General features: G+C 59.8%; 16 protein-coding genes. 13 read left to right on the top strand and 3 right to left on the bottom strand.

Annotated features, from left to right (window positions below):
• Positions 1–3: 3 nt before the first annotated feature.
• The gene (locus tag IV498_RS07865; protein WP_269046009.1) at positions 4–723 is read right to left on the bottom strand and encodes an IclR family transcriptional regulator; all 720 of its coding nucleotides are present in this window, start codon (positions 721–723) and stop codon (positions 4–6) included.
• Positions 724–883: 160 nt separating this feature from the next.
• Here IV498_RS07865 and leuC point away from each other — a divergent pair, with 160 nt between their 5' ends.
• The 6 genes from leuC (at position 884) to IV498_RS07835 (ending at position 7,511) form a co-directional block, all read left to right on the top strand.
• On the top strand, positions 884–2,359 hold the full coding sequence (leuC, locus tag IV498_RS07860) for a 3-isopropylmalate dehydratase large subunit (RefSeq protein ID WP_269046008.1): 1,476 nt from the start codon (positions 884–886) through the stop codon (positions 2,357–2,359).
• A gap of 9 nt (positions 2,360–2,368) precedes the next feature.
• On the top strand, positions 2,369–2,968 hold the full coding sequence (leuD, locus tag IV498_RS07855) for a 3-isopropylmalate dehydratase small subunit (protein ID WP_269046007.1): 600 nt from the start codon (positions 2,369–2,371) through the stop codon (positions 2,966–2,968).
• A gap of 128 nt (positions 2,969–3,096) precedes the next feature.
• A complete protein-coding gene (murA, locus tag IV498_RS07850; RefSeq protein ID WP_269046006.1) occupies positions 3,097–4,434 on the top strand; it encodes a UDP-N-acetylglucosamine 1-carboxyvinyltransferase in 1,338 nt (445 codons plus the stop codon).
• A 10-nt stretch (positions 4,435–4,444) separates the two neighbouring features.
• On the top strand, positions 4,445–5,299 hold the full coding sequence (locus IV498_RS07845) for a lysophospholipid acyltransferase family protein (protein WP_442951319.1): 855 nt from the start codon (positions 4,445–4,447) through the stop codon (positions 5,297–5,299).
• 41 nt (positions 5,300–5,340) lie between these two features.
• The gene (locus IV498_RS07840; RefSeq protein ID WP_442951318.1) at positions 5,341–6,363 is read left to right on the top strand and encodes an NAD(P)H-dependent glycerol-3-phosphate dehydrogenase; all 1,023 of its coding nucleotides are present in this window, start codon (positions 5,341–5,343) and stop codon (positions 6,361–6,363) included.
• A 2-nt stretch (positions 6,364–6,365) separates the two neighbouring features.
• Positions 6,366–7,511, top strand: a complete 1,146-nt coding sequence (locus IV498_RS07835; protein WP_269046004.1) for a D-alanine--D-alanine ligase family protein — start codon at positions 6,366–6,368, stop codon at positions 7,509–7,511.
• 72 nt (positions 7,512–7,583) lie between these two features.
• Here IV498_RS07835 and IV498_RS07830 read toward each other — a convergent pair whose 3' ends face one another.
• Positions 7,584–9,071, bottom strand: a complete 1,488-nt coding sequence (locus tag IV498_RS07830; protein WP_269046003.1) for a hypothetical protein — start codon at positions 9,069–9,071, stop codon at positions 7,584–7,586.
• Positions 9,072–9,266: 195 nt separating this feature from the next.
• Entirely contained in the window at positions 9,267–9,728 is a 462-nt protein-coding gene (locus tag IV498_RS07825) for a DUF3515 domain-containing protein (protein WP_269046056.1), read from the bottom strand.
• 465 nt (positions 9,729–10,193) lie between these two features.
• Between IV498_RS07825 and IV498_RS07820 the strand changes: the two genes are divergently transcribed.
• The 7 genes from IV498_RS07820 to IV498_RS07790 all read left to right on the top strand — a co-directional run bounded on the left by IV498_RS07820 (position 10,194) and on the right by IV498_RS07790 (position 20,030).
• Positions 10,194–11,933 (top strand): glycosyltransferase family 4 protein, encoded by a 1,740-nt coding sequence (locus IV498_RS07820; protein ID WP_269046002.1) that lies wholly within the window; start codon positions 10,194–10,196, stop codon positions 11,931–11,933.
• A complete protein-coding gene (locus IV498_RS07815) occupies positions 11,933–12,820 on the top strand; it encodes an ABC transporter permease (RefSeq protein WP_269046001.1) in 888 nt (295 codons plus the stop codon). The genes IV498_RS07820 and IV498_RS07815 overlap by 1 nt, the downstream gene beginning before the upstream one ends.
• A gap of 148 nt (positions 12,821–12,968) precedes the next feature.
• A complete protein-coding gene (locus IV498_RS07810) occupies positions 12,969–13,694 on the top strand; it encodes an ABC transporter ATP-binding protein (RefSeq protein ID WP_269046055.1) in 726 nt (241 codons plus the stop codon).
• Positions 13,695–13,831: 137 nt separating this feature from the next.
• Positions 13,832–15,601, top strand: coding sequence for a glycosyltransferase family protein (locus IV498_RS07805; protein WP_269046000.1), 1,770 nt, complete (start codon positions 13,832–13,834; stop codon positions 15,599–15,601).
• Positions 15,582–16,862, top strand: a complete 1,281-nt coding sequence (gene wecC / locus IV498_RS07800) for a UDP-N-acetyl-D-mannosamine dehydrogenase (protein WP_330059301.1) — start codon at positions 15,582–15,584, stop codon at positions 16,860–16,862. The genes IV498_RS07805 and wecC overlap by 20 nt, the downstream gene beginning before the upstream one ends.
• A gap of 200 nt (positions 16,863–17,062) precedes the next feature.
• Positions 17,063–18,481: a glycosyltransferase family 2 protein gene (locus IV498_RS07795; RefSeq protein WP_269045999.1), complete on the top strand. Its 1,419-nt coding sequence runs from the start codon at positions 17,063–17,065 to the stop codon at positions 18,479–18,481.
• 325 nt (positions 18,482–18,806) lie between these two features.
• Complete coding sequence (locus IV498_RS07790; protein ID WP_330059317.1) at positions 18,807–20,030, top strand: endonuclease/exonuclease/phosphatase family protein; 1,224 nt, start codon at positions 18,807–18,809, stop codon at positions 20,028–20,030.
• Positions 20,031–20,082 lie beyond the last annotated feature (52 nt).

Raw genomic sequence — 20,082 nt, 5'->3', positions numbered from 1 at the left:
AGACTACTCTGCTGATTTGCCAACGGTCTCGCTCAGGCCACGCGCGGCATTACAGACTACTTCCGCGTGAAGGCGGCCGGGCTGGCGGGTTAGGCGCTCAATCGGGCCCGAAATGGACACAGCGGCGATGACGCGCCCAGAGGGCCCCCGGACCGGGGCGGAAACGGATGCGACCCCGAGTTCACGCTCACCAAGGCTTTGGCCCCAGCCGCGGCGGCGCACGCCGGCCAGGACGGTGGGGGTGAAGCGGGCATTCTGCAGACCTTCGAGCAATCGGTCGTGATCCTCCCAGGCCAGCAGGACCTGGGCGGCCGAGCCGGCCTTCATGCTCAGTTGAGTACCCACGGGGATGGTGTCGCGCAGCCCAATGGGCCGTTCCGCCGAGGCTACACAGACCCGCCAGTCGCCCTGCCGCCGGAAAATCTGCGCACTTTCACCCGTACTGTCCCGCAGTTGGAGCAGCACCGGACCGGCGGCGGCAATCAGCCGGTCCTCGCCGGCCGCGGAGGCGAGTTCCACCAGCCGGCTCCCGAGTACAAAGCGGCCTTGCATGTCCCGGCTGACCAGCCGATGGTGGATTAGGGCGAGCGCCAGCCGGTGAACGGTGGGTCGGGCCAATCCGGTGGCGGCAACGAGCTGCGCCAAGGTGGTGGGACCGGCCTCCAAGGCATCGAGAACCTGAGCCGCTTTATCGATGACGCCAACACCGCTAGAATTGTCCATGTAATGATATTGCCGTCTCAACATATGAGATGCAAGTCAATTTGCTGGCGCCGCTTAAGGTGCTGCTGATTGAGTGGACGGCATAAAGCCACAGGATTGAGCCGCTGCCGACGCGACAACGCGGCACGGTCGTAGCCATCGATGAAGGGAGCTGGCCGGAATGAATGCAGGGACATTTGCAGCGCGGACCGCCAAAACACTGGCCGAGAAGGTCTGGGATGATCACGTTGTCCGCAAGGGCGAGGGCTTGGGCGAGGCAGCTCAACCCGACCTGCTCTACATCGATCTTCATCTGATCCATGAGGTGACGTCTCCGCAGGCCTTCGAGGGCCTGCGCCTGGCCGGCCGCCCGCTGCGCCGCCCGGATCTCACGATCGCCACTGAGGACCACAACACACCCACGCTGGAAATCGATAAGCCGATCGCGGATCTGACCAGCCGCACGCAAATTGAGAAGCTGCGGGAAAACTGCGCGGAGTTCGGCGTGCGGCTGCACTCCCTCGGTGACGCCGAGCAGGGGATTGTGCACATCATCGGACCGCAGCTGGGTCTGACTCAGCCCGGCATGACGGTGGTCTGCGGCGATTCGCACACCTCCACGCACGGCGCGTTCGGCGCGCTGGCCATGGGTATCGGCACCTCCGAGGTGGAGCATGTAATGGCCACCCAGACGTTGCCGCTGAAGCCGTTCCGCACCATGGCCATCAACGTTGAGGGCACCCTGCGTCCCGGAGTGAGCTCCAAGGACATCATTCTGGCCGTCATCGCCAAGATTGGTACCGGTGGCGGCCAGGGCTATGTGCTCGAATACCGGGGCTCGGCTATTCGGGCGCTGTCCATGGAAGCGCGGATGACCATCTGCAACATGTCTATCGAGGCGGGTGCCCGTGCGGGCATGATCGCCCCGGATGAGACCACCTTCGAATTCCTCAAGGACCGTCCGCACGCGCCGCAGGGCGCTGACTGGGATGCCGCCGTCGGCTACTGGAAAACGCTCCGGACCGACGACGATGCCAGCTTCGACGCCGAGGTGGACCTGGACGCTGACACGCTGGAGCCGTTCGTGACTTGGGGGACCAACCCCGGCCAGGGCGTGCCGCTGAATGGCAGCGTGCCCTACCCGGAGGACATTGCCGACGAGAACGCGAAGGCCGGCGCCGAGCGCGCGCTGGCGTACATGGATCTCAAGGCCGGGACTCCGATGAAGGAAATTCGGGTCGACACCGTGTTCCTGGGCTCGTGCACCAACTCCCGGATCGAAGACCTGCGCGCCGCGGCGGACATTGTCCGCGGCCGGGAAAAGGACCCGGACATCCGCATGCTGGTGGTGCCCGGATCCGCGCGGGTCCGGCTCGAGGCGGAGGCCGAGGGGCTGGACATCGTGTTTAAGGACTTCGGTGCGGAATGGCGGTTCGCCGGCTGCTCGATGTGCCTGGGCATGAACCCGGACCAACTCGCAGAAGGGGAGCGGTGCGCCTCCACATCGAACCGGAACTTCGAAGGCCGTCAAGGTAAGGGCGGACGCACCCACCTGGTCTCGCCCGTCGTCGCTGCGGCGACGGCCGTGCGCGGAACACTCAGTTCACCCTCCGATCTTCCGCCGGTGGCCGAACCCGCCTTGTCCAAAGCCAGCTAGGAGAGCAGCATGGAAAAATTCACCACTCATACCGGCATCGGCGTTCCGCTTCGGCAGAGCAACGTGGACACGGACCAGATCATCCCCGCGGTGTACCTCAAGCGGATCGCGCGGACCGGATTCGAGGACGCCCTTTTCTCCAGCTGGCGCAAGAACCCGGACTTCATCCTCAATCAGGAACCATTCAGCCGCGGCTCAGTGCTTGTGGCCGGGGCCGATTTTGGCACCGGGTCCTCGCGCGAACATGCTGTGTGGGCGCTGAAGGACTACGGTTTCAAGGCCGTGCTCTCCTCCCGGTTTGCTGACATCTTCCGCGGCAACTCCGGCAAGCAGGGATTGCTGGCGGCGCAACTGGCGCAGGACGACATCGAGCTCATCTGGAAGGTGTTGGAGAACGCTCCGGGTACCGAGGTCACCGTTGATCTGGAGTCCAAGATGGTTCACTGTGGGGCTGTGGTGGCTCCCTTCGAGATTGATGACTACACGCGGTGGCGGCTGTTGGAGGGTTTGGACGACATTGGGCTGACCCTGCGGCACGAGGAGGACGTTACGGCCTTTGAGGCAACCCGACCGGCCTTCAAGCCCACCACCCTTCCCGCCCGGCCATAGCGGCGATGCCGTTTTTGCGCCCCGCCGTGCGGCGGGGCGCATTTCAGTCTGCTTGGAGGAGAAACTATGCTTAGCTTTGGCTTCCGCCGTCTCCGGAAAGCGGCTAAGAACGAGGAATTGGGTTTTTTATGAGCAGTGTTCTGACGATCCGCGGTGGCGTCCCCTTAGCTGGAAGGGTGCAGGTGCGCGGAGCCAAGAACCTGGTGCCGAAGGCGATGGTAGCTGCTTTGCTTGGAAGCGAGCCATCGGTGCTGCGCAACGTCCCGGAAATCAAGGACGTGGAGGTTGTCACCTCACTGTTGCGGCTGCACGGCGTCACGGTGCTCAAGGATCCCGATACGGGCGACCTGACCCTGGACCCGAAGGACGCCAAGACCGCGTCGAGCACGGCCATCGACGCGCATGCCGGTGACTCCCGGATTCCCATCCTCTTCTGTGGTCCGCTGATCCACGCCATCGGTGAGGCCTTCATTCCGGATCTGGGCGGCTGCAAAATCGGTGACCGCCCCATCGACTACCACCTCAATGTGCTGCGCCAATTCGGCGCTGTGGTGGAAAAACGCCCCGGCGGGATCCATATTTCCGCTCCCAAGGGGCTGCACGGAGCGCGGATTTCACTGCCCTACCCCAGCGTCGGCGCCACCGAGCAGGTGTTGCTGGCCGCCACCCGCGCGGAGGGCATCACCGAGTTGACCGGGGCCGCCACCGAGCCCGAAATAGTTGACTTGATCGCCGTGCTGCAGAAAATGGGCGCCGTCATCAATGTCGAGTCGGACCGCACCATCCGGATCGAAGGCGTGCGGGAACTGCGCGGATACAGCCACCGGGCGCTGGCGGACCGCAATGAGGCCGCCTCCTGGGCCTCCGCAGCGTTGGTGACCCGCGGTGACATCTACGTCGACGGCGCCACGCAGCGGGACATGATGACGTTCCTGAACACCTACCGAAAGGTGGGTGGAGGTATGGACATCGATGACCAGGGCATCCGCTTCTACCACCGGGGCGGCAAGCTAAACCCGCTGGTGCTGGAAACGGACGTGCATCCCGGCTTCATGACTGATTGGCAACAGCCTCTCGTGGTGGCCCTGACGCAGGCCGAGGGCGTGTCGATTGTGCACGAAACGGTCTACGAGAACCGCTTCGGTTTCACCGACGCGTTGGTGCGGATGGGAGCCAATATCCAAGTGCACCGGGAGTGCCTGGGCAGCGTCCCGTGCCGCTTCGGGCAACGAAACTTCCTCCACTCCGCCGTCATCTCCGGGTCGTCCCAGCTCAAGGGCACCGCCATCGACGTGCCGGATCTGCGCGGGGGCTTCAGCCATCTCATCGCGGCCCTCGCAGCCACCGGAACGTCAACCGTCACAGGCATCGACATCATTAACCGCGGGTACGAGCGCTTCGCCGACAAGCTTGCCGGTCTGGGCGCCGATTTTGACGTCAGCGACAGCCGCAAGATATCGGTCTAGGACGGCCGCGGTGGGCATTTCAAGGTCGACGCGGTTATTCATCGGTGTGCTCGCCTGGACCCTGCGTCCAGTGGCCAATGCCATGATGGGCAAGGAATGGCTGGATTTGGCCAAACTGCCCCGGGACCGGGGCATCATCGTTTGTCCCAACCACTGCACCGAGATTGATCCGGTGGTGGTGGGTCACATGCTCTACAACCAGAACATCATGCCGCACTTCCTGGCCAAGGAGGGCCTGTTCAATACCCCCATTGTCGGCGCTGCGCTGCGCCATGCCATGCAGATACCCGTGGACCGCTCCGGCGCCGGCGCCGGGAAGTCGCTGGAAGTGGCGCGCCAGGTGCTGGACAACGGCGGCGCGGTGATTATCTATCCGGAGGGAACCTTGACCAGGGATCCGGATTTGTGGCCGATGAAAGGCCGCACCGGCGCGGCACGCCTGGCGTTGCTGACCGGGGCGCCGGTCATTCCGGTGGCACATTGGGGGGCTCAGGAAGCCTTCCCCCGGTACGCACGGTGGATCCGTTTCTTCCCGCGCAAACGGGTCAGAGTGCTGGTAGGCGATCCAGTTGACCTGAGCCGGTATGACGGCTCCAAGGTGGACAAGGCGACTCTCGAGGCGGCCACCAACCTCATTTTGGATGACATCACAGTCCTGGTAGCCCAATTGCGCGGCGAATCGCCCCCGGCGGCGCGCTGGGACCCGAGCGTAAATCAGCAAACTTCCCACGGACGCATCATTCAGGGCGACGACGGCGGTCCAGGACTTGGGCCTAACCTTCCGCAAGATTCGGCCGGTCCTGCCGCTCCTGCCGCTCCTGCCGGTCGTGCCGGTCCAGCCGGCCAAACAGGGGAAGAGCAATGACCGAATTGGGGAATTCACCTGGCAATAGCGCAGCCGCCAGAATGGCACCCGCCAAGGTAGCCATTCTCGGCGCGGGGAGCTGGGGAACCACGTTCGCCAAAATTGTGGCGGACGCGGCCGAGGGCACCGAGCGTCGGGTGGTGATCTGGGGCCGGCGTCAAGCCGTTGTTGATCAGATCAACAAGAATCGCCGTAACGGCCAGTACTTGGCGGGCATTGACCTGCCGGCGAACATTTCGGCGTCCACCGATGTCGTCGAGGTCCTTCGCGGCGCGGAGCTGGTGGTTCTCGCTGTACCGGCGCAGTCCCTTCGCTCGCAGCTGAAAGCCTGGGCTCCGTTGCTGAGCCCGGAGGCGGTGGTGGTCTCCCTGATGAAGGGACTGGAAGTCGGCACGGACGCCCGTATGAGCCAGGTGATTGGTGAGGAACTGGATTTGCAGCCGCATCGGATCGCGGTGATCTCGGGTCCCAATCTGGCCATGGAAATTGCGCGCCAGGAGCCCACGGCCTCCGTGGTGGCCTGCACCGATGAAAGCGTGGCTGCCTGGATCGCCGGTGTCTGCACGGCGGCCTATTTCCGGCCGTACACCAATACCGACGTCGTGGGCGTTGAGATTGGCGGCATTGTCAAGAACGTCATTGCTTTGGCCGTGGGAATCTGCGAGGGCCGGCGGATGGGAGACAATACCAAGGCATCGGTCATCACCCGCGGATTGGCTGAAACTACCCGACTGGCGCTGGCGCTGGGCGGGCGGGCCGAGACCATGTCCGGATTGGCAGGACTCGGCGACCTGGTGGCGACGTGTTCATCCCCCCTGAGCCGCAACCATACGGCCGGCCGGCTGATTGGACAGGGGCTGACCATGGATGAGGTGGCCCAGCAGATGACTCAGACGGCCGAGGGCATTAAATCCGGACAGGCGGTGCATGACTTGGCCCGTCAGTACGGTGTGGAGATGCCGATTACTGCCGCCGTCGTCGCCGTCCTGGCCGGCAAGATGTCCGTTGATGATTTGGGGCCGAACTTGCTGGCCCGCGAACTGAAGTCCGAAGGTGGTTACTGAGCTTGGAAACACCGACCCAGACTCGATCCGGCGGGGGGACAGCCCGTCCCCGCGTCGCTGTCCTCTTCGGCGGGAGGTCCAGCGAACACGCTGTGAGCTGTGTGACCGCCGCCGGGGTGTTGGCGGCGGTTGACAGGGAGAAGTACGACGTAATCCCCATCGGTATCGCTAAATCCGGCCAGTGGGTGTTGGCGGCCGGGGATTCTTCCGAGTGGTCGCTTAGCTCGGGTTCCCTTCCGGAGGTGGTTGCAGTTGCGGAGACGGTTTCCTTGACGGAAATTAATGGCATTCACCAGTTGGTGGTGACGGCTCCCAACCAGATCCCGCGGGAACTCGGTTCCGTCGATGTCGTGTTCCCTCTGCTGCACGGACCCTTCGGTGAGGACGGTACTATTCAAGGCCTGTTGGAACTCTCCGATACACGTTACGTCGGCGCCGGAGTGCTGGCCTCCGCCGTCGGCATGGATAAGCACTTCATGAAGGTCGTTTTCGCCTCGGCCGGCTTGGACGTGGGCCCGTACGTCGCAGTCACCGACCGGCAGTGGCTCACTGACCCGCAGACAGTCCGGGACAGCGTGTCTGCGTTGGGCTTTCCAGTCTTCGTCAAGCCCGCCCGCGCTGGCTCGTCAATGGGAATTTCCAAAGTGGATTGTCTGGAACAGCTGGAAGCGGCGGTTGCGGAAGCGCGCCGGCACGATCTAAAGCTGGTGATCGAGGCTGGCATTGAAGGCCGCGAGATCGAATGCGCCGTTCTCGAAGGCCGCGGCGGTGATTCTCCCCGCACGTCCATGCCGGGTGAGATCACAGTGACCGACTCCCAGCATGCCTTTTATGATTTCAACGCCAAGTATGTCCAGGATGATGCCGCGGCCCTCAGCTGTCCGGCGGACATCCCGGCCGATGCCATGGCCAAGGTCCGTTACTTGGCAGCAGCAGCCTTTGACGCCGTGGGGGCGGAAGGTCTTTCCCGCGTCGACTTCTTCTATACCCCCGCCGGAGAACTGATCATCAACGAGATCAACACCATGCCCGGATTTACGCCCAAGTCCATGTACCCGCAGATGTGGGCGGCTTCCGGAATGACGTACCAGGAACTGATTGATGAACTCATCCAATTGGCTTTGAACCGGAAAACAGGCCTCCGCTAGAAGTTGCCAAGAGGTAAGCGGGGCCTTGTCACCGCAAGTATTACCGGATCGCGCCCTGCCGCATGACACACCTCAGAAGCTGAAATCCAGAACCGTAGCTGTTCCCGCGGTGATCGGAAGCTTCAGAGTGGAGGATCCGGTTTTGAATCCTGGAATCCGTGCGCGGTAATCCACAGGAACTCCGGCGGATTCTTGCCCGTCGATGCGAGTCGCCTTCTCGGCACGCAGGTCCGGTCCGGTGAGCTGACTCATGGTACCTGTCCGTGCTTTGGCGGGAAGTTTGACCGTCACCGCCGACTGGCCGAAGCGTGCCGGATCGTTTTCGTTGATCAGGATCACGCTCAGCTTTCGAGCGGACTGCCGGACGGCGTAGGCGTGGACGTTTTCCCCGCCGAAGGTTGCAACTTTTTGGAACCCGCCGGGAGCAATGTTATTGACCAGCATCATGCCGTAGTACAGCGGTTTCATGGCCAAAGCGTCCTGGGGCTGCTGATGGCGACCCTGGTCACACAGCGGCGATGCGGGCGGGGAACCCTCGCAGTTCTGCAGGGCTCCATGCCAGTCCACTTGCGAGGTGCCCTCGGATGCAGCGCCTAATGAATAGTTCACGGCCCAGAGAGAGTCCAGATGCTTTTCCGTCACAGCGTTCCCGCCGAAACACGATGAGAGGTTCGTCTCCGTCAGCCACACCGGAACTCCAGCCCCTCGGCCGATGTCGTTGACTGCCCCGCCATTTTCCAGGACGTGAGCTGCCATTGCGGCAGACATGGCGTTGGCAACGCTGGGCACAGCAGGACCCGTATCGCCGGAAGAACAAGCCGAAAGGGGGTAATTATGGTAGGCCAGAGCACCAAGGTTGGGAACATCGAGCGAGGCGAAGTCCGTCAGCCACTTTTGGGCATAGACGTCCGGTCCAATAATGCGGATGCCGGGAGCCGCTTTGAGGATGGCGTCCACCATCGGGCGGTATTCGCTGGCGTAGGACTGGAAGTTGTAGGACTTGTCCCGAATGCCAAGATAGTCATCGCTGTTCACGTAGCCGTTGGGCTCGTTGCCTATGCTGATCCCCAGCAGGCTGCTGCCCAGGATGTGCTTCGCGTGAACGGCGAAGTCCGCGGCCCGGGCCGGCTCATGGTGGCCTAAATCGGCGCTGACTATGACCTTTGCCGAGGTAGCCCCCGCCAGCCTTTTCAGCCGCTCCAAGTCCACCGGCGTAACTTTCGCCACGCCTTCCTCCGCTGGCACGCTCCAGTGCGGCAGGGGCTCATCGGTTGAGGTCCAAAAGAAGCGCCGGTCAACGGTGTTACCTCCAAAGCGCAGGACCGGTGAACCAAGATAGCTGAGCGTCTGGGCAATATTGGAATTTTCGGGATCCAGCAGACCCTCGGTCAGCACGTCGGCCTCAAAGGAAAGGCCGTTGAGGCTGTCGGGCAGTTTCGTACCGAGCGCTGCCTCCTGCACGCTTACGGTGGTGGCAGGTGCGGCCGCGTGCGAGCCCGGTCCCGTATCAATCTGGACGTACTCCGGCCGGTCAGCCCACGGCAGCGGCTTCGGAGGCACGGCGAACGGCTTCGCTGCCACTGACGTTGAAACGAAGGAGGCAGCCGCAGAGGATTCGGCAGGACTGGGTCTTTGGTTCAGTGGAGAACATCCGCTAAGGCAGAGCATCAAGACCGCCCCCGCGGCCGCGATGGTGCTCAAATGCCCGCCCCTGAAACGATTACTTTGGACCACTTGGGTGCGCCGCATCGTAACCTACTTGTCCGGCACAGGTATGGTGTCCGCTGGTCCCACGCACTTCCTACTCTGCGGAATCTTGCTAACCGCGCTGGAAAGTTCCGCCAGCACCGTGCTGGAGGTAATTTTGTTGGGATCGAGCAAGATTTCGGCAGCAGGGGTCCGTCCGAACGTGGTCAACGTCCAAGTGGGGTGGCCCTCTTTGATGACCCAGTCCACACCGTTGACACTGACGCAGCGGTCGGTCGTTGGTCCCGGGGGATTCACGCCACAGCGCAGGATCACGAGGGACGGATCGCCCCATGCGGCTGTGGCCTGACTTGTCGTGTCGCGCAGAGGCGCGTCCGCCAGCGCGTCCGGCAGGGCCACCATCATAGGCGCGCAGGCTGGGTTGGCGGAGTCTTCGGCGGGGGCGATCTCAACGGCTGGGGAGCAACCGGTCAGGGTGAGAAGAACGGCGATGCACACAATAGGCAGGATTCGACGTAGGAAGCATTTTTGGACCGTTGAGCGCACCCTTACGACGATACCTGCTCTTAGCGTGCCTTCGTGCTGCCCGATGACCCTCTAGCCGAACCGACATGGTCTGTGGTGCCGCTCAGCAGTCCGCTTGAAATCCGGATCTTGTATGATCAGTAGCTAACGACTTTGCCCAGGCGCGCGGCCGTCCGTCGTGGCTACGGCTAATGCGTGGGCGGGACAAGTTGTTGCTGATTGGGACCGCGGCCCCCCTCCCGGGACCGCAGTCAACGCTTGGCCCGCGGCTCTTCCGCGTGGCCGGGTCCGGATACCCGGCTATTAAATGGGGAATTGTGAGGACGGTTATGCGTGGAACGTCAGGGGTGGGGAGCGCCGTTTCCGCTGCGGTCTGGAAGTGGGCGCGCATGTTTGCCGCCGGTCAGCCGGCTATCGCTGCGATTGGCTCCGGATGCGCTTGCCGCACAAATGATTGATCTGTACCGCAACGCGCAACTGGTCCGTACGACCTTGACTGAACACCTGTCGGACGATCCCGTTGTCCTGGCTCTGCAGATCTCCCGCCGACTGCCAGCCAGACTTACCATCCGCCCGGCAGCCTTTGTGGCCAAACTCATGCCCAACTCCGGTTCCCTTGTCGCGCTGGTTGCGTCTCGGATGGCGGGGGATGCCAGTGGCCTCGAGCGGCGTTTCCAATTGGCGATTAGCGCCCCGGGGGCGGGCAGGCGTACGGCGGCTGCCGATGTTGCGCTGGCCGCTGGCCGGCCGGATTGGGCGGATCGTTTCCTCGCACACGGAGGGCGGGATTCCGCAAAGGCAGCAGGCACTATCGCCCGCAGGCAATGGTACGACGGCGATATGTCGGGCGCGGTGAGAACGCTCGGCGGCGGTGGGCGGCGCGTTGAAGGACAGCGCAGGCGGCTTGCCGCCGAGCTGCAGGTGTTTCAAGGCTGGACGCCGAGCCTGCCGCGACGCTATGAATTCGTGCCGCAGCCAAGCAAAGTCCTGCATGTCCTGACCAATTCCCTTCCGCATACCGGCAGCGGCTATGCCCAACGCACGCACTCGATCCTCCTGGCTCAACAGGCAGCAGGCTGGGAGACTCTGGCCGTGACCCGCGTTGGATACCCCGTCCAGGTGGGAAAGGTGTTGGCAAGGGACGCCGACATGGTTGATGGCGTGCGGTATGAGCGTCTGCTGCCCTTCCGCCTGTCACCCGGTAGGCACGGGCGGCTCCAACAGCAGGCCGAGATGTTGCTGGATGTGGCGTTGAGATTTCGTCCGTGCGTCCTTCACACCACGACGCACTTCGTCAACGCGATTGTGACCCGCGCAGTGGCGGACGCGCTGAACATTCCCTGGGTGTACGAGGTCCGGGGACAGCTGGCGGACACCTGGGCATCCACCCGGGGAAACGCCGCACGCGGCAGCGAACGCTATCGGCTATTCCAGGAGCGTGAGGCAGAAGCTATGCGCAGCGCAAACCTCGTTATCACCCTTGGCGATGCCATGAAGGAGCGAATCATGGCGGCCGGGGTCGATGAGGACGCCATCCTGATCGCGCCGAATGCAGTGGGCGGGGACTTCCTGAAAGAACCGGGCAGCCCGGAGGACGCCCGGCTGCAGCTTGGCCTGGATCCGGGCGGCCTCTACATCGGTACCGTCAGCAGTCTGGTGGACTACGAAGGCCTGGATGACCTCATCACGGCCTTCGGACTTCTTGCCCCGCAATTCCCGACGCTGAAGCTGCTCATAGTTGGCGACGGCAGCGTCCGGACCAGCCTTCAGTCCCAAGTCCGGGAGTTGGGCCTTGAACACCGGGCTGTTTTCACCGGGCGAGTTCCGCGCGAACGGACACCCCTGTACCACCAAGCTTTGGACGTGTTTGTTGTGCCCCGCAAAGGCCTTGAGGTCACCCGCTCAGTCACCCCGCTCAAGCCGGTCGAGGCTATGGCCAGTGCACGTCCCGTGGTCGGCAGCGACCTGCCTGCCCTGCGTGAGATAATTAAAGACGGTGTCACTGGACGGTTAGCCGTCGCGGGTGCGCCGGAGATCCTTGCGGAACGCTTGGCTGAAATTCTTACCGACCACCGGCTCAGGATCGGGTACGGCGAAGCAGGCCGCTGTGCCGTGCTAGATAAACGGACGTGGGCCTCAAATGCAGAACAGTATGGCATTGCCTATAACAACCTGAGGAGAGCCACCTAGTGTCGGCAAAAAAATCTACGCTTCCAGACCCGGCGGCGGTGCAGCCTCTGTCCGTGGACATGCGTCAGCTGACGCGAGTCGGGGCGCGTCCAGGGTTTTTGGACTATCTGGTGGAGCTTTGGGACTACCGACACTTCGTTTTCTTCGATGCCCGGGCTCGCGTACTCAATGGAACCCGGCGTGACCGATTGGGAAGTGCGTGGCTTGTCCTCAACCCGGTCTTCAACGGGCTCACCTACTACCTAATCTTTGGTCTCCTGCTCCATACGAGCAAAGGCATCAAAGACTTTATTGGCTATTTGGTCATCGGAATTTTCCTTTTCCAGTTCAGCTCCGGCTCCATCACCTCGGGTGCTCGTGCGATACACAATGGGAAACGTGTCATCCAGGCTTTTAACTTTCCGCGGGCGACGCTGGTCATCGGGGCAAATATCAGGGAACTCTTGACGGGTGTTCCAATGCTGTTGGCAATGCTGATTATTGTCGCTGTTCTGCCTCCAGAGGAAAAGATCTCGTGGATGTGGATATTGATCGTTCCCGTGGTTGGACTGTTATTTGTCTTTAACCTTGGCGTTGGGCTGATCCTGGCGAGGATCGTGTCGAAAGTTCACGACATTACGCATCTACTGCCCTTTGCCATCCGGGCGTGGATGTATGGGTCAGCGGTCTTCTATTCCTTCGACCGCTTCATCACCCACCCTGGTGTCTTGGCTGCGGTAAAAATCAATCCCCTCTTCGTTGCCCTAGATACGGCCCGCAGCGCGATTTTGTATGAGCAGCTGCCTTCTTGGCGATCGTGGACAATCCTCGCTATTTGGGCGTTTGGTGCCCTCGCCGTCGGGATGGCATTCTTCTGGAAAGCGGAGGAGTCGTATGGTCGAGGATAAGCGCGCCGTGGAGCTGGACGACGTCCCCTGCGTTGTAGTTGACCAAGTCGCTATGAGGTACAGGGTAGCTTCCACTGAAATTCCTCGGGCGGCCACTCCGGACGTTCGCTTTCTTCGGAAGCTGAAACGATCCTCCAATCTCGTAACGGTGTATGCCCTCAATGAGTTGTCCTTGGTCGTGGAGCGAGGCGAATCAGTCGGCATTATCGGTCGGAACGGATCTGGTAAAAGCACACTCATGAAAATCGTAAGTGGCCAGGCGAAACCTTCAACCGGTGCCGTCTACGCTTCGAGTACGCCTGTCATGTTGGGAGTGAACGCGGCGTTAGTCCCCGAGTTATCAGGCGACCAGAATATTGTCCTCGGTTGCCTGGCAATGGGTTTGTCCCGTGCTGAAATTGATCAAAAGTTTGGTCAAATCCTCGAGTTATCCGGACTGGAGAGATCGATCCACCTTCCTATGAGGTCGTACTCCTCTGGCATGTCCTCTCGCTTGCGTTTCGCTATCGCGGCAAGTTTGGATCCGGAGATCCTGCTGATTGATGAAGCCCTGAATACCGGAGACGCGCAGTTCAGCGACCGCAGCAGGCAACGGATGGACGAGTTGCGGTCGCAGGCCGGCTGCGTCTTCTTAGTCAGCCACAGCTTGTCCACCATCACGGAAATGTGTACGCGAGTCCTCTGGCTTGATAAGGGCGACCTCATTATGGACGGAGTAGCACGGGATGCTGTGGGAGCCTACCGGGACTTCACCAAGCACCTGTCTAAAGGTAACAACATTTCTGCAACGAAAATCAAGGATGAAGCCCGTGCGCTGCTGGTGGCGACCGAGGTTCAGGACCGCCGAAATAGCAGAGGGAAGGCCGGAGTTTGATGTATGGTCTCAACTTTGTTCGTAGTGCCATTTGGCACTACCGACGCGGTGGTATGCGCCAGGTTCGCACGTGGCGTTCGCGCCAGCGTGTCCTTGACCGGCTTGCATCTCCTCATGGCCTAAGCGAGGCAGCGTCCATGTGGACCGGACGGGGGCAAAAGCGCAGACTTGCATTCGCTGAAGCCATCCTTCCACTGCGGGAGCCGCGGCGGACGGACGTCAAGGTTGCGGTGATTCTCGATGATTTTTCCCTCCTCGCGTTTGCCTACGAGTGGGACACCGTTTTGGTGAATCCGGCCACGTGGCGCCGGGACCTCGAGAACGCTGGAATCGACCTCTTATTCGTTGAGTCCGCATGGTCAGGAAATGGTGGGCTGTGGCGGGGCAAAATATCGGCAGACGGTGGCCCGGATGACTCCTTCAAACAGTTGTTGGAATGGTGCGGAACTCGCGAGATCCCGACGGTCTTCTGGAACAAGGAGGACCCACCGCATTATCGCGATTTCCTCCCGGCCGCAAAGCTGTTCGACCATGTTTTTACCTCCGATCAGGGCCGAGTCTCGCAGTACCGATCGGACCTCCAACATGATCGGATAGCTGTCTTGCCGTTCGCCGCGCAACCGGCCATTCACAATCCCATTCGTCCAACAAGTGGATGGCATCATCGTGACGTTGCCTTCGCCGGAATGTATTTTGTGCATAAATATCCAGAGCGGCGTCAACAGATGGAGTTGGTTCTGGGCGGCGCCCTGGATGCTTCTGCCAGGATGCCTATAGGTTTGGAGATATTCTCCCGCCAGCTAGGCGGCGGCGCTGACTATCAGTTCCCGCCTCCCTTGACTAAGCGGGTTGTGGGAGCTCTGACGTATCCACAAATGCTTACCGCCTACAAGGCCTACAGAGTCTTCCTTAATGTCAATTCGGTCGCCGATTCCACCAGCATGTGCGCCCGGCGTATCTTCGAAATTTCAGCGTCGGGAACACCGGTCATCACTGCGCCCAGCGCGGCCGTTGGGAATTTTTTTTCCCCGCGGGAAGTCGCGGTCGCGGAGACGCGTTTGGAAGCAGAACATCTTTGCCGCGCGTTCGTTGAAAACGTGGAGCTCAATGACCGTACTTCGCACATGGCACAACGACGGATTTGGCAGCAACATACATACGCCCATCGCGCTGAACATGTGCTTATGAAGGCGCTGCCGGGCAAATCGCGGCAGATCCAACTTCCTACCGTTTCTGTTCTCGTATCAACAATTCGTCCGAATCTTTTGGATGATGTTTTCGGGACGGTCGCCAGACAGCGGGGCGTTGACGTACAGCTCGTACTTTTGACCCATGGGTTCGAATTGTCTGCATCACGGTTTGCTGAACTCAAGCGGCAGCACGGATTGGACAATGTGGTTTTGCTTTGTGCGCCGCGCAGTGTGCCCCTTGGAGACTGCCTCAACACCTGCGTCGAGGCGTCGGCAGGCGAGGTCCTGACAAAGATGGATGATGATGACCACTATGGTCAGTACTACCTCCAGGACCAATTGTTCGCGCTCGAATATGCGAATGCCGATATTGTGGGTAAGCAGGCGCATTACATGCATCTGAAAGCGACGGGAGCCACAATCTTGCGCTTCGCTTCGATGGAGCACCGATTCACTGACTTCGTGGTGGGACCGACCATCATGGCACGGAGAGAAGCGATGAGAGCTAACCCCTTTCCCGCTTTGGGATTGGGTGAGGACACTGGCTTCCTGAGAGCGGCCGGCAATGCTGGAATGAAAATCTACTCATCGGACCGTTTCAATTACTACCAGCTGCGATCTGGCTCAGGTCACACTTGGAAAATGGACGATGCCGCATTGCTGGCGGCGGGCCACGTCAAATTTTATGGGGAGCCGCGTGAGCACGTTGATTTTTAAACCCGGAGAGACACCAAGCTCGGTAACTAGAGTAGCTGTCATCGGGCTGGGATACATCGGGTTGCCAACCGCTGCAATTCTAGCCGGTAAGGGGCTGGAGGTTATCGGAGTTGACGTAAATGCTGCAGTTGTCGACGCCGTGAATCAAGGAATAGTTCCTTTTGTTGAGCCGGACCTTGGGATACACGTAGCAGGCGCCGTTAGCCAAGGGCTGCTGAGCGCTCAGCTGAAGACTCCAGTGGCGGACGCCTACATCGTTGCCGTTCCCACGCCGTTCACGACGGAGAAGACAGCGGACCTGAAATTTGTCCAGGCGGCGGCGGAAAGTATTGCGCCTAATCTCCGGGGAGGAGAATTGATAATTCTTGAATCCACTTCCCCTCCGGGAACTACGCAGCGCATGGCTGATTATGTCTTGGATCTTAGGCCGGACCTACGCGCCTCTGGCGAGGGCGGTCGGACTAAAGTCATGTTCGCTCATTGTCCGGAACGTGTGCTGCCTGGGCGCATAATGATCGAATTGGTCACTAACGACCGCATAGTCGGCGGCCTTACAGCCGAAGCTGCGAATGTGGCAGCGGCACTTTACAGCACTTTCTGTCAAGGCGACATTCACTTGACCGACGCGACGACGGCAGAAATGGCCAAACTCGTCGAAAATGCTTATCGTGATGTCAATATAGCCTTCGCTAATGAGCTTTCCATGATCAGCAGTAAATTAGGGATCGACGTTTGGGACCTCATTGATTTGGCCAACCACCATCCCCGCGTGAATATCTTGGAGCCTGGGCCGGGGGTAGGAGGACACTGCATTGCCGTCGATCCGTGGTTTATCGTCGCTGCAGACCCAACTAATTCCAGTCTCATTCGAACTGCACGTATGGTCAATGATTCCAAGCCAGCGTTCGTCGAAAAAGAAGTTGCTGAAAATCTGATAGGCCTAGAGCGGCCAACAATTGCAGCACTTGGGCTTGCATTTAAAGCGAACATCGACGACATGCGCGAGTCAGCCGCTGTCGAGATAGTACGTAGGCTCGCTAGAAGCTATCCGGAGTCTACAATTTTGGTAGCCGCACCGCACGAAATGGGATTACCCGCGGATCTTGCCTGTGAAGCGAATGTGCATCATGTTGAAACCGACGTAGCCGTAGCCGAGGCCGATGTCGTCGTCCTATTAGTTGACCATGACAGATTTCGTGAAATCGATGCCAGGCAACTGCATGGCAAACGTGTCGTGGATACTCGCGGTTTTTGGCGCTGATAGGGTGCAAGGACGCCCACGCGGTAGGCTGGGAAGAGACCGACCTCTGATACGGATTTCCCATCCCAGACGCGGGTCTCGTCTCACGACGAACAGGCGTGGCAGTAGCCGCAGGTTGAAAGTTAGGCAGTTGTCTCACCATGTCTATTCTGCCGTTGAATCAAATGGAAACAGCTCATCATTGACGTAGGAGTAACGGCATGTCGGCAGCGACGCTAGATGGCAGCACTAAGGACCTCGGAAAAGGAGAGCGTCCGGCGGTCTGCGTTATTGTTCCTGTTTACAATGCCATGCCCTATCTCGATCAGCTGCTTGAATCGCTCGTAGAGCAAGAACTTGAGGCGGAGAAATTTGAGGTTATTCTAGTCAATGACGGTTCTACGGACGGTGGCCCCGCTGTTCTCGACTGGTATGCCAGTACGCACCTGAACTTTAGGGTGGTGCATCAGGAAAACCATGGCTGGCCGGGGCAGCCTAGAAACCTCGCTTTAGACATGACAAGCGCTGAGTTCGTCTTCTTCGCGGATGCGGACGACGTCCTGGCGCCAACGGCGCTACGCAAGATGCTTGATTTCGCCCAGCTTCACGAATCGGACGTCCTCATACCGTCGATGGCAGGCACGCACGGACGACTCGTTCCTCCTTGGCTGTACCGCAAAGATGATATCGATGCCGAGTTGCCTAAAGTCTTTAAGACCCTCGCGCCCCAAAAAATGTATCGACGGAGTCTTTTGGCTGATCATGGAATCCGCTTTCCTGAGGAAAAGGTGCGCTTGGAGGATGGCATCTTTAATGCTCACGCGTATCTGCGAGCTCGGCGGGTCTCAATTTTGGGCGGTGAGAGTCTCTATTTCCTGCGGGCGCGGGACGACGGCCGGAACATCAGCTCCGGGGGATTGGAACCTGCAGGCTACACCAGTTCTGTTGCAACGATATGCAGAATAGTGCGGGAAAACGGCCTGAACCCAGCCATTGCAGACTCGGTTATCCTCGGGTTATATCGTCGCAAGTGTCTGAAAATCTATACGCCCGGCCGGTTTGAACGGTATGGGTCGGAACGTCAGGAAGCGTGGCTGGCCGCGCACGCCAAGTTCATCAAGGAGTTCATTCCGCTCGATTTGGAAAAGAATCTGGCGGAGCCCTACCGGAGTCGATCTGCTTTAGTCCGCATTCAGGATACCGAGGGGCTTCTAAATCTGGGACGCCGGGAGGAGGATCCCTTTATTGACGCGGAATTTTGGGGTGGCTCCTGTAACGGCGCAGAAGGCTATGACTTGCTGTTTCAGGCGTCGATAACCGGACGTGTAACCATGCCGGAGATGGTATGTGAGCTTCGTAATAGGGATGGCGATGGTTTCGTTGCCTTTTCGCTCACTCGGGATCACAGAATTACGGGGTCTTATGGTAAAGCAGGGCTTTTTAGAGGCCATCTCCCTCGAGAATTAGTGCGGTCACTAGGAGAAGGCGTGCACGATATTTTCTTGTCGACGTACGTTGCCCGAAAATATCTCGCAAAGCGTCTCAGCAATCCGTCGCACGGTGTTCTTCCCTCAGACTACGAGGGTGTTAAATTCTATAGCACTGCGCACAACAACCTCAGCGTGTCAGTGCAGCATTAGCCTGGCCCGACCACTGGTAAGGCGATTTTCGAAGACATCGATGCAGCACACGGTGACTTGATGTGAAGTTTGTCTCATTAGCTGGACAGATTTTGCTTGATTTAGTTCTTTGTGGCAGGGTGTTTTCCGTCTGTTATGGTCTCTCGGTCTCCCTACTCACTTTGAGGTTCTCTTGTCCAAAATCAATCATCGCGCGTGCCCAAAACGGTTCGTCGTTGCCATTGCAGCAGGTTTCGCAGTTCTGTCGCTGACATTGCCTGCAACGTCCGCCAGCGCGGCGTCTTACCCGTCATCTGTCTCCACCTACGCGGTACCTTCAGGCCTAATGGCCGTCTCTCCAACAGCGTCCTCACTCAATTTTTCCTGGAAGGCAGTGTCGGGGGCTCCCCAGTATCGGATCGCAATCGCAACATCCGCGAGCATGTCAGATGCCGTATTCCACTGGTTCACGACGCCGTCGGGACAGGTTCGCGGCCTCAAGTCAGGAACCACCTATTATGCTAAGGTCCGCGTAATCACTGCCACTGGGGCAAGCCTCAGCGCATATTCGGGAGCGGTCGCCGGGAAGACGTCTTCTGCGCCGACTCCCCTTCCCGCAATATCGCACCCTCTGTTGGTAGCGAGCTACAACATCAAGTGCGCCAACTGCAACGATGGGCTGGCTAACGAGCTGACATGGTCCGGACGTCGGGCTGCGGTGGTGGCCACGATCAAGTCCAAGGCCCCCGATGTCATCGGCCTTCAGGAGGCTTCCCAGGGTTGGCTAAAGGACGACTCCCGTCCGGGTGGACTCGCGCAATTTGAAGACCTCCAACAGCGATTGAAGTCCGCAGGCGTGCCATACGCCCTGACGAACGCCAAGCGCAATAACTGTGTCAAGGACACGACGCCCACCAACTGTGTGTACTCGAATAATGGTGCGTCCCAGGGGACGAAGATCATGTACAACGCGAACACCGTTTCCTTAGTTAGCCAAGGTTCCATCAAGCTGCCGGCGTTGAAGGCGGCGGATAACCAACGTTATCTGGCGTGGGCCGTTCTGAAACAAAAGTCGACAGGCAAGACGTTTTTCTTCGGAGACACCCAACTCGACGCCAGCAAGACCTCCGGGTACTACGATCTCCGCAAAAGGCAGACACAGGCCATCGTTGCGGACATTGTCAAATTGAACGTCAACCACCTGCCAGCTCTGATGGTCGGCGACTTTAACTCCCACAAGTGGACTTTGCCCTCCAATGCGCCATACGACGTGATGATGGGCGCCAATTTTGTCGATCCCTTGGGGAATACGTATCAGAACGACATACCGTCAGCCGCTGCTACGGCAGAGGTGAGGATCCGTAGCAACTACGACAGCTTCAACGGATTCGAACGCAGAGCGCGTGCCCGGAATACGTCGGGTAATGGAACCTACCTAGATTACATATTCACTTCTAAGATGCGCGTGTCGAAGTGGGAAACCGTCCTGAACATCGATACCAACGGGAACTTCATTGGTACCATTCCGTCCGACCACAATATGGTTGACGCAACCGTTCAACTGCCGTAGCTCCGAGGTAGCGCAATGGACGAGGCGCTTTCACCGGGCAAATGACCGGTGA

Source organism: Paenarthrobacter sp. Z7-10 (genome assembly GCF_026932795.1).
Lineage (GTDB): Bacteria > Actinomycetota > Actinomycetes > Actinomycetales > Micrococcaceae > Arthrobacter_M.
The sequence above is the reverse complement of the archived record's forward strand: the minus strand, read 5'-3'. Positions and strand labels throughout refer to the sequence as shown.

Bases quoted from the DNA above. Each gene is read 5' to 3' on its own strand.
- leuD (WP_269046007.1), top strand. From the start codon at position 2,369: ATGGAAAAATTCACCACTCATACCGGCATCGGCGTTCCGCTTCGGCAG.
- IV498_RS07840 (WP_442951318.1), top strand. From the start codon at position 5,341: ATGGCACCCGCCAAGGTAGCCATTCTCGGCGCGGGGAGCTGGGGAACC.
- IV498_RS07865 (WP_269046009.1), bottom strand. From the start codon at position 723: ATGGACAATTCTAGCGGTGTTGGCGTCATCGATAAAGCGGCTCAGGTT.
- IV498_RS07795 (WP_269045999.1), top strand. From the start codon at position 17,063: ATGTCGGCAGCGACGCTAGATGGCAGCACTAAGGACCTCGGAAAAGGA.
- IV498_RS07820 (WP_269046002.1), top strand. From the start codon at position 10,194: ATGATTGATCTGTACCGCAACGCGCAACTGGTCCGTACGACCTTGACT.
- murA (WP_269046006.1), top strand. From the start codon at position 3,097: ATGAGCAGTGTTCTGACGATCCGCGGTGGCGTCCCCTTAGCTGGAAGG.
- IV498_RS07805 (WP_269046000.1), top strand. From the start codon at position 13,832: ATGTGGACCGGACGGGGGCAAAAGCGCAGACTTGCATTCGCTGAAGCC.
- leuC (WP_269046008.1), top strand. From the start codon at position 884: ATGAATGCAGGGACATTTGCAGCGCGGACCGCCAAAACACTGGCCGAG.
- IV498_RS07790 (WP_330059317.1), top strand. From the start codon at position 18,807: ATGGCCGTCTCTCCAACAGCGTCCTCACTCAATTTTTCCTGGAAGGCA.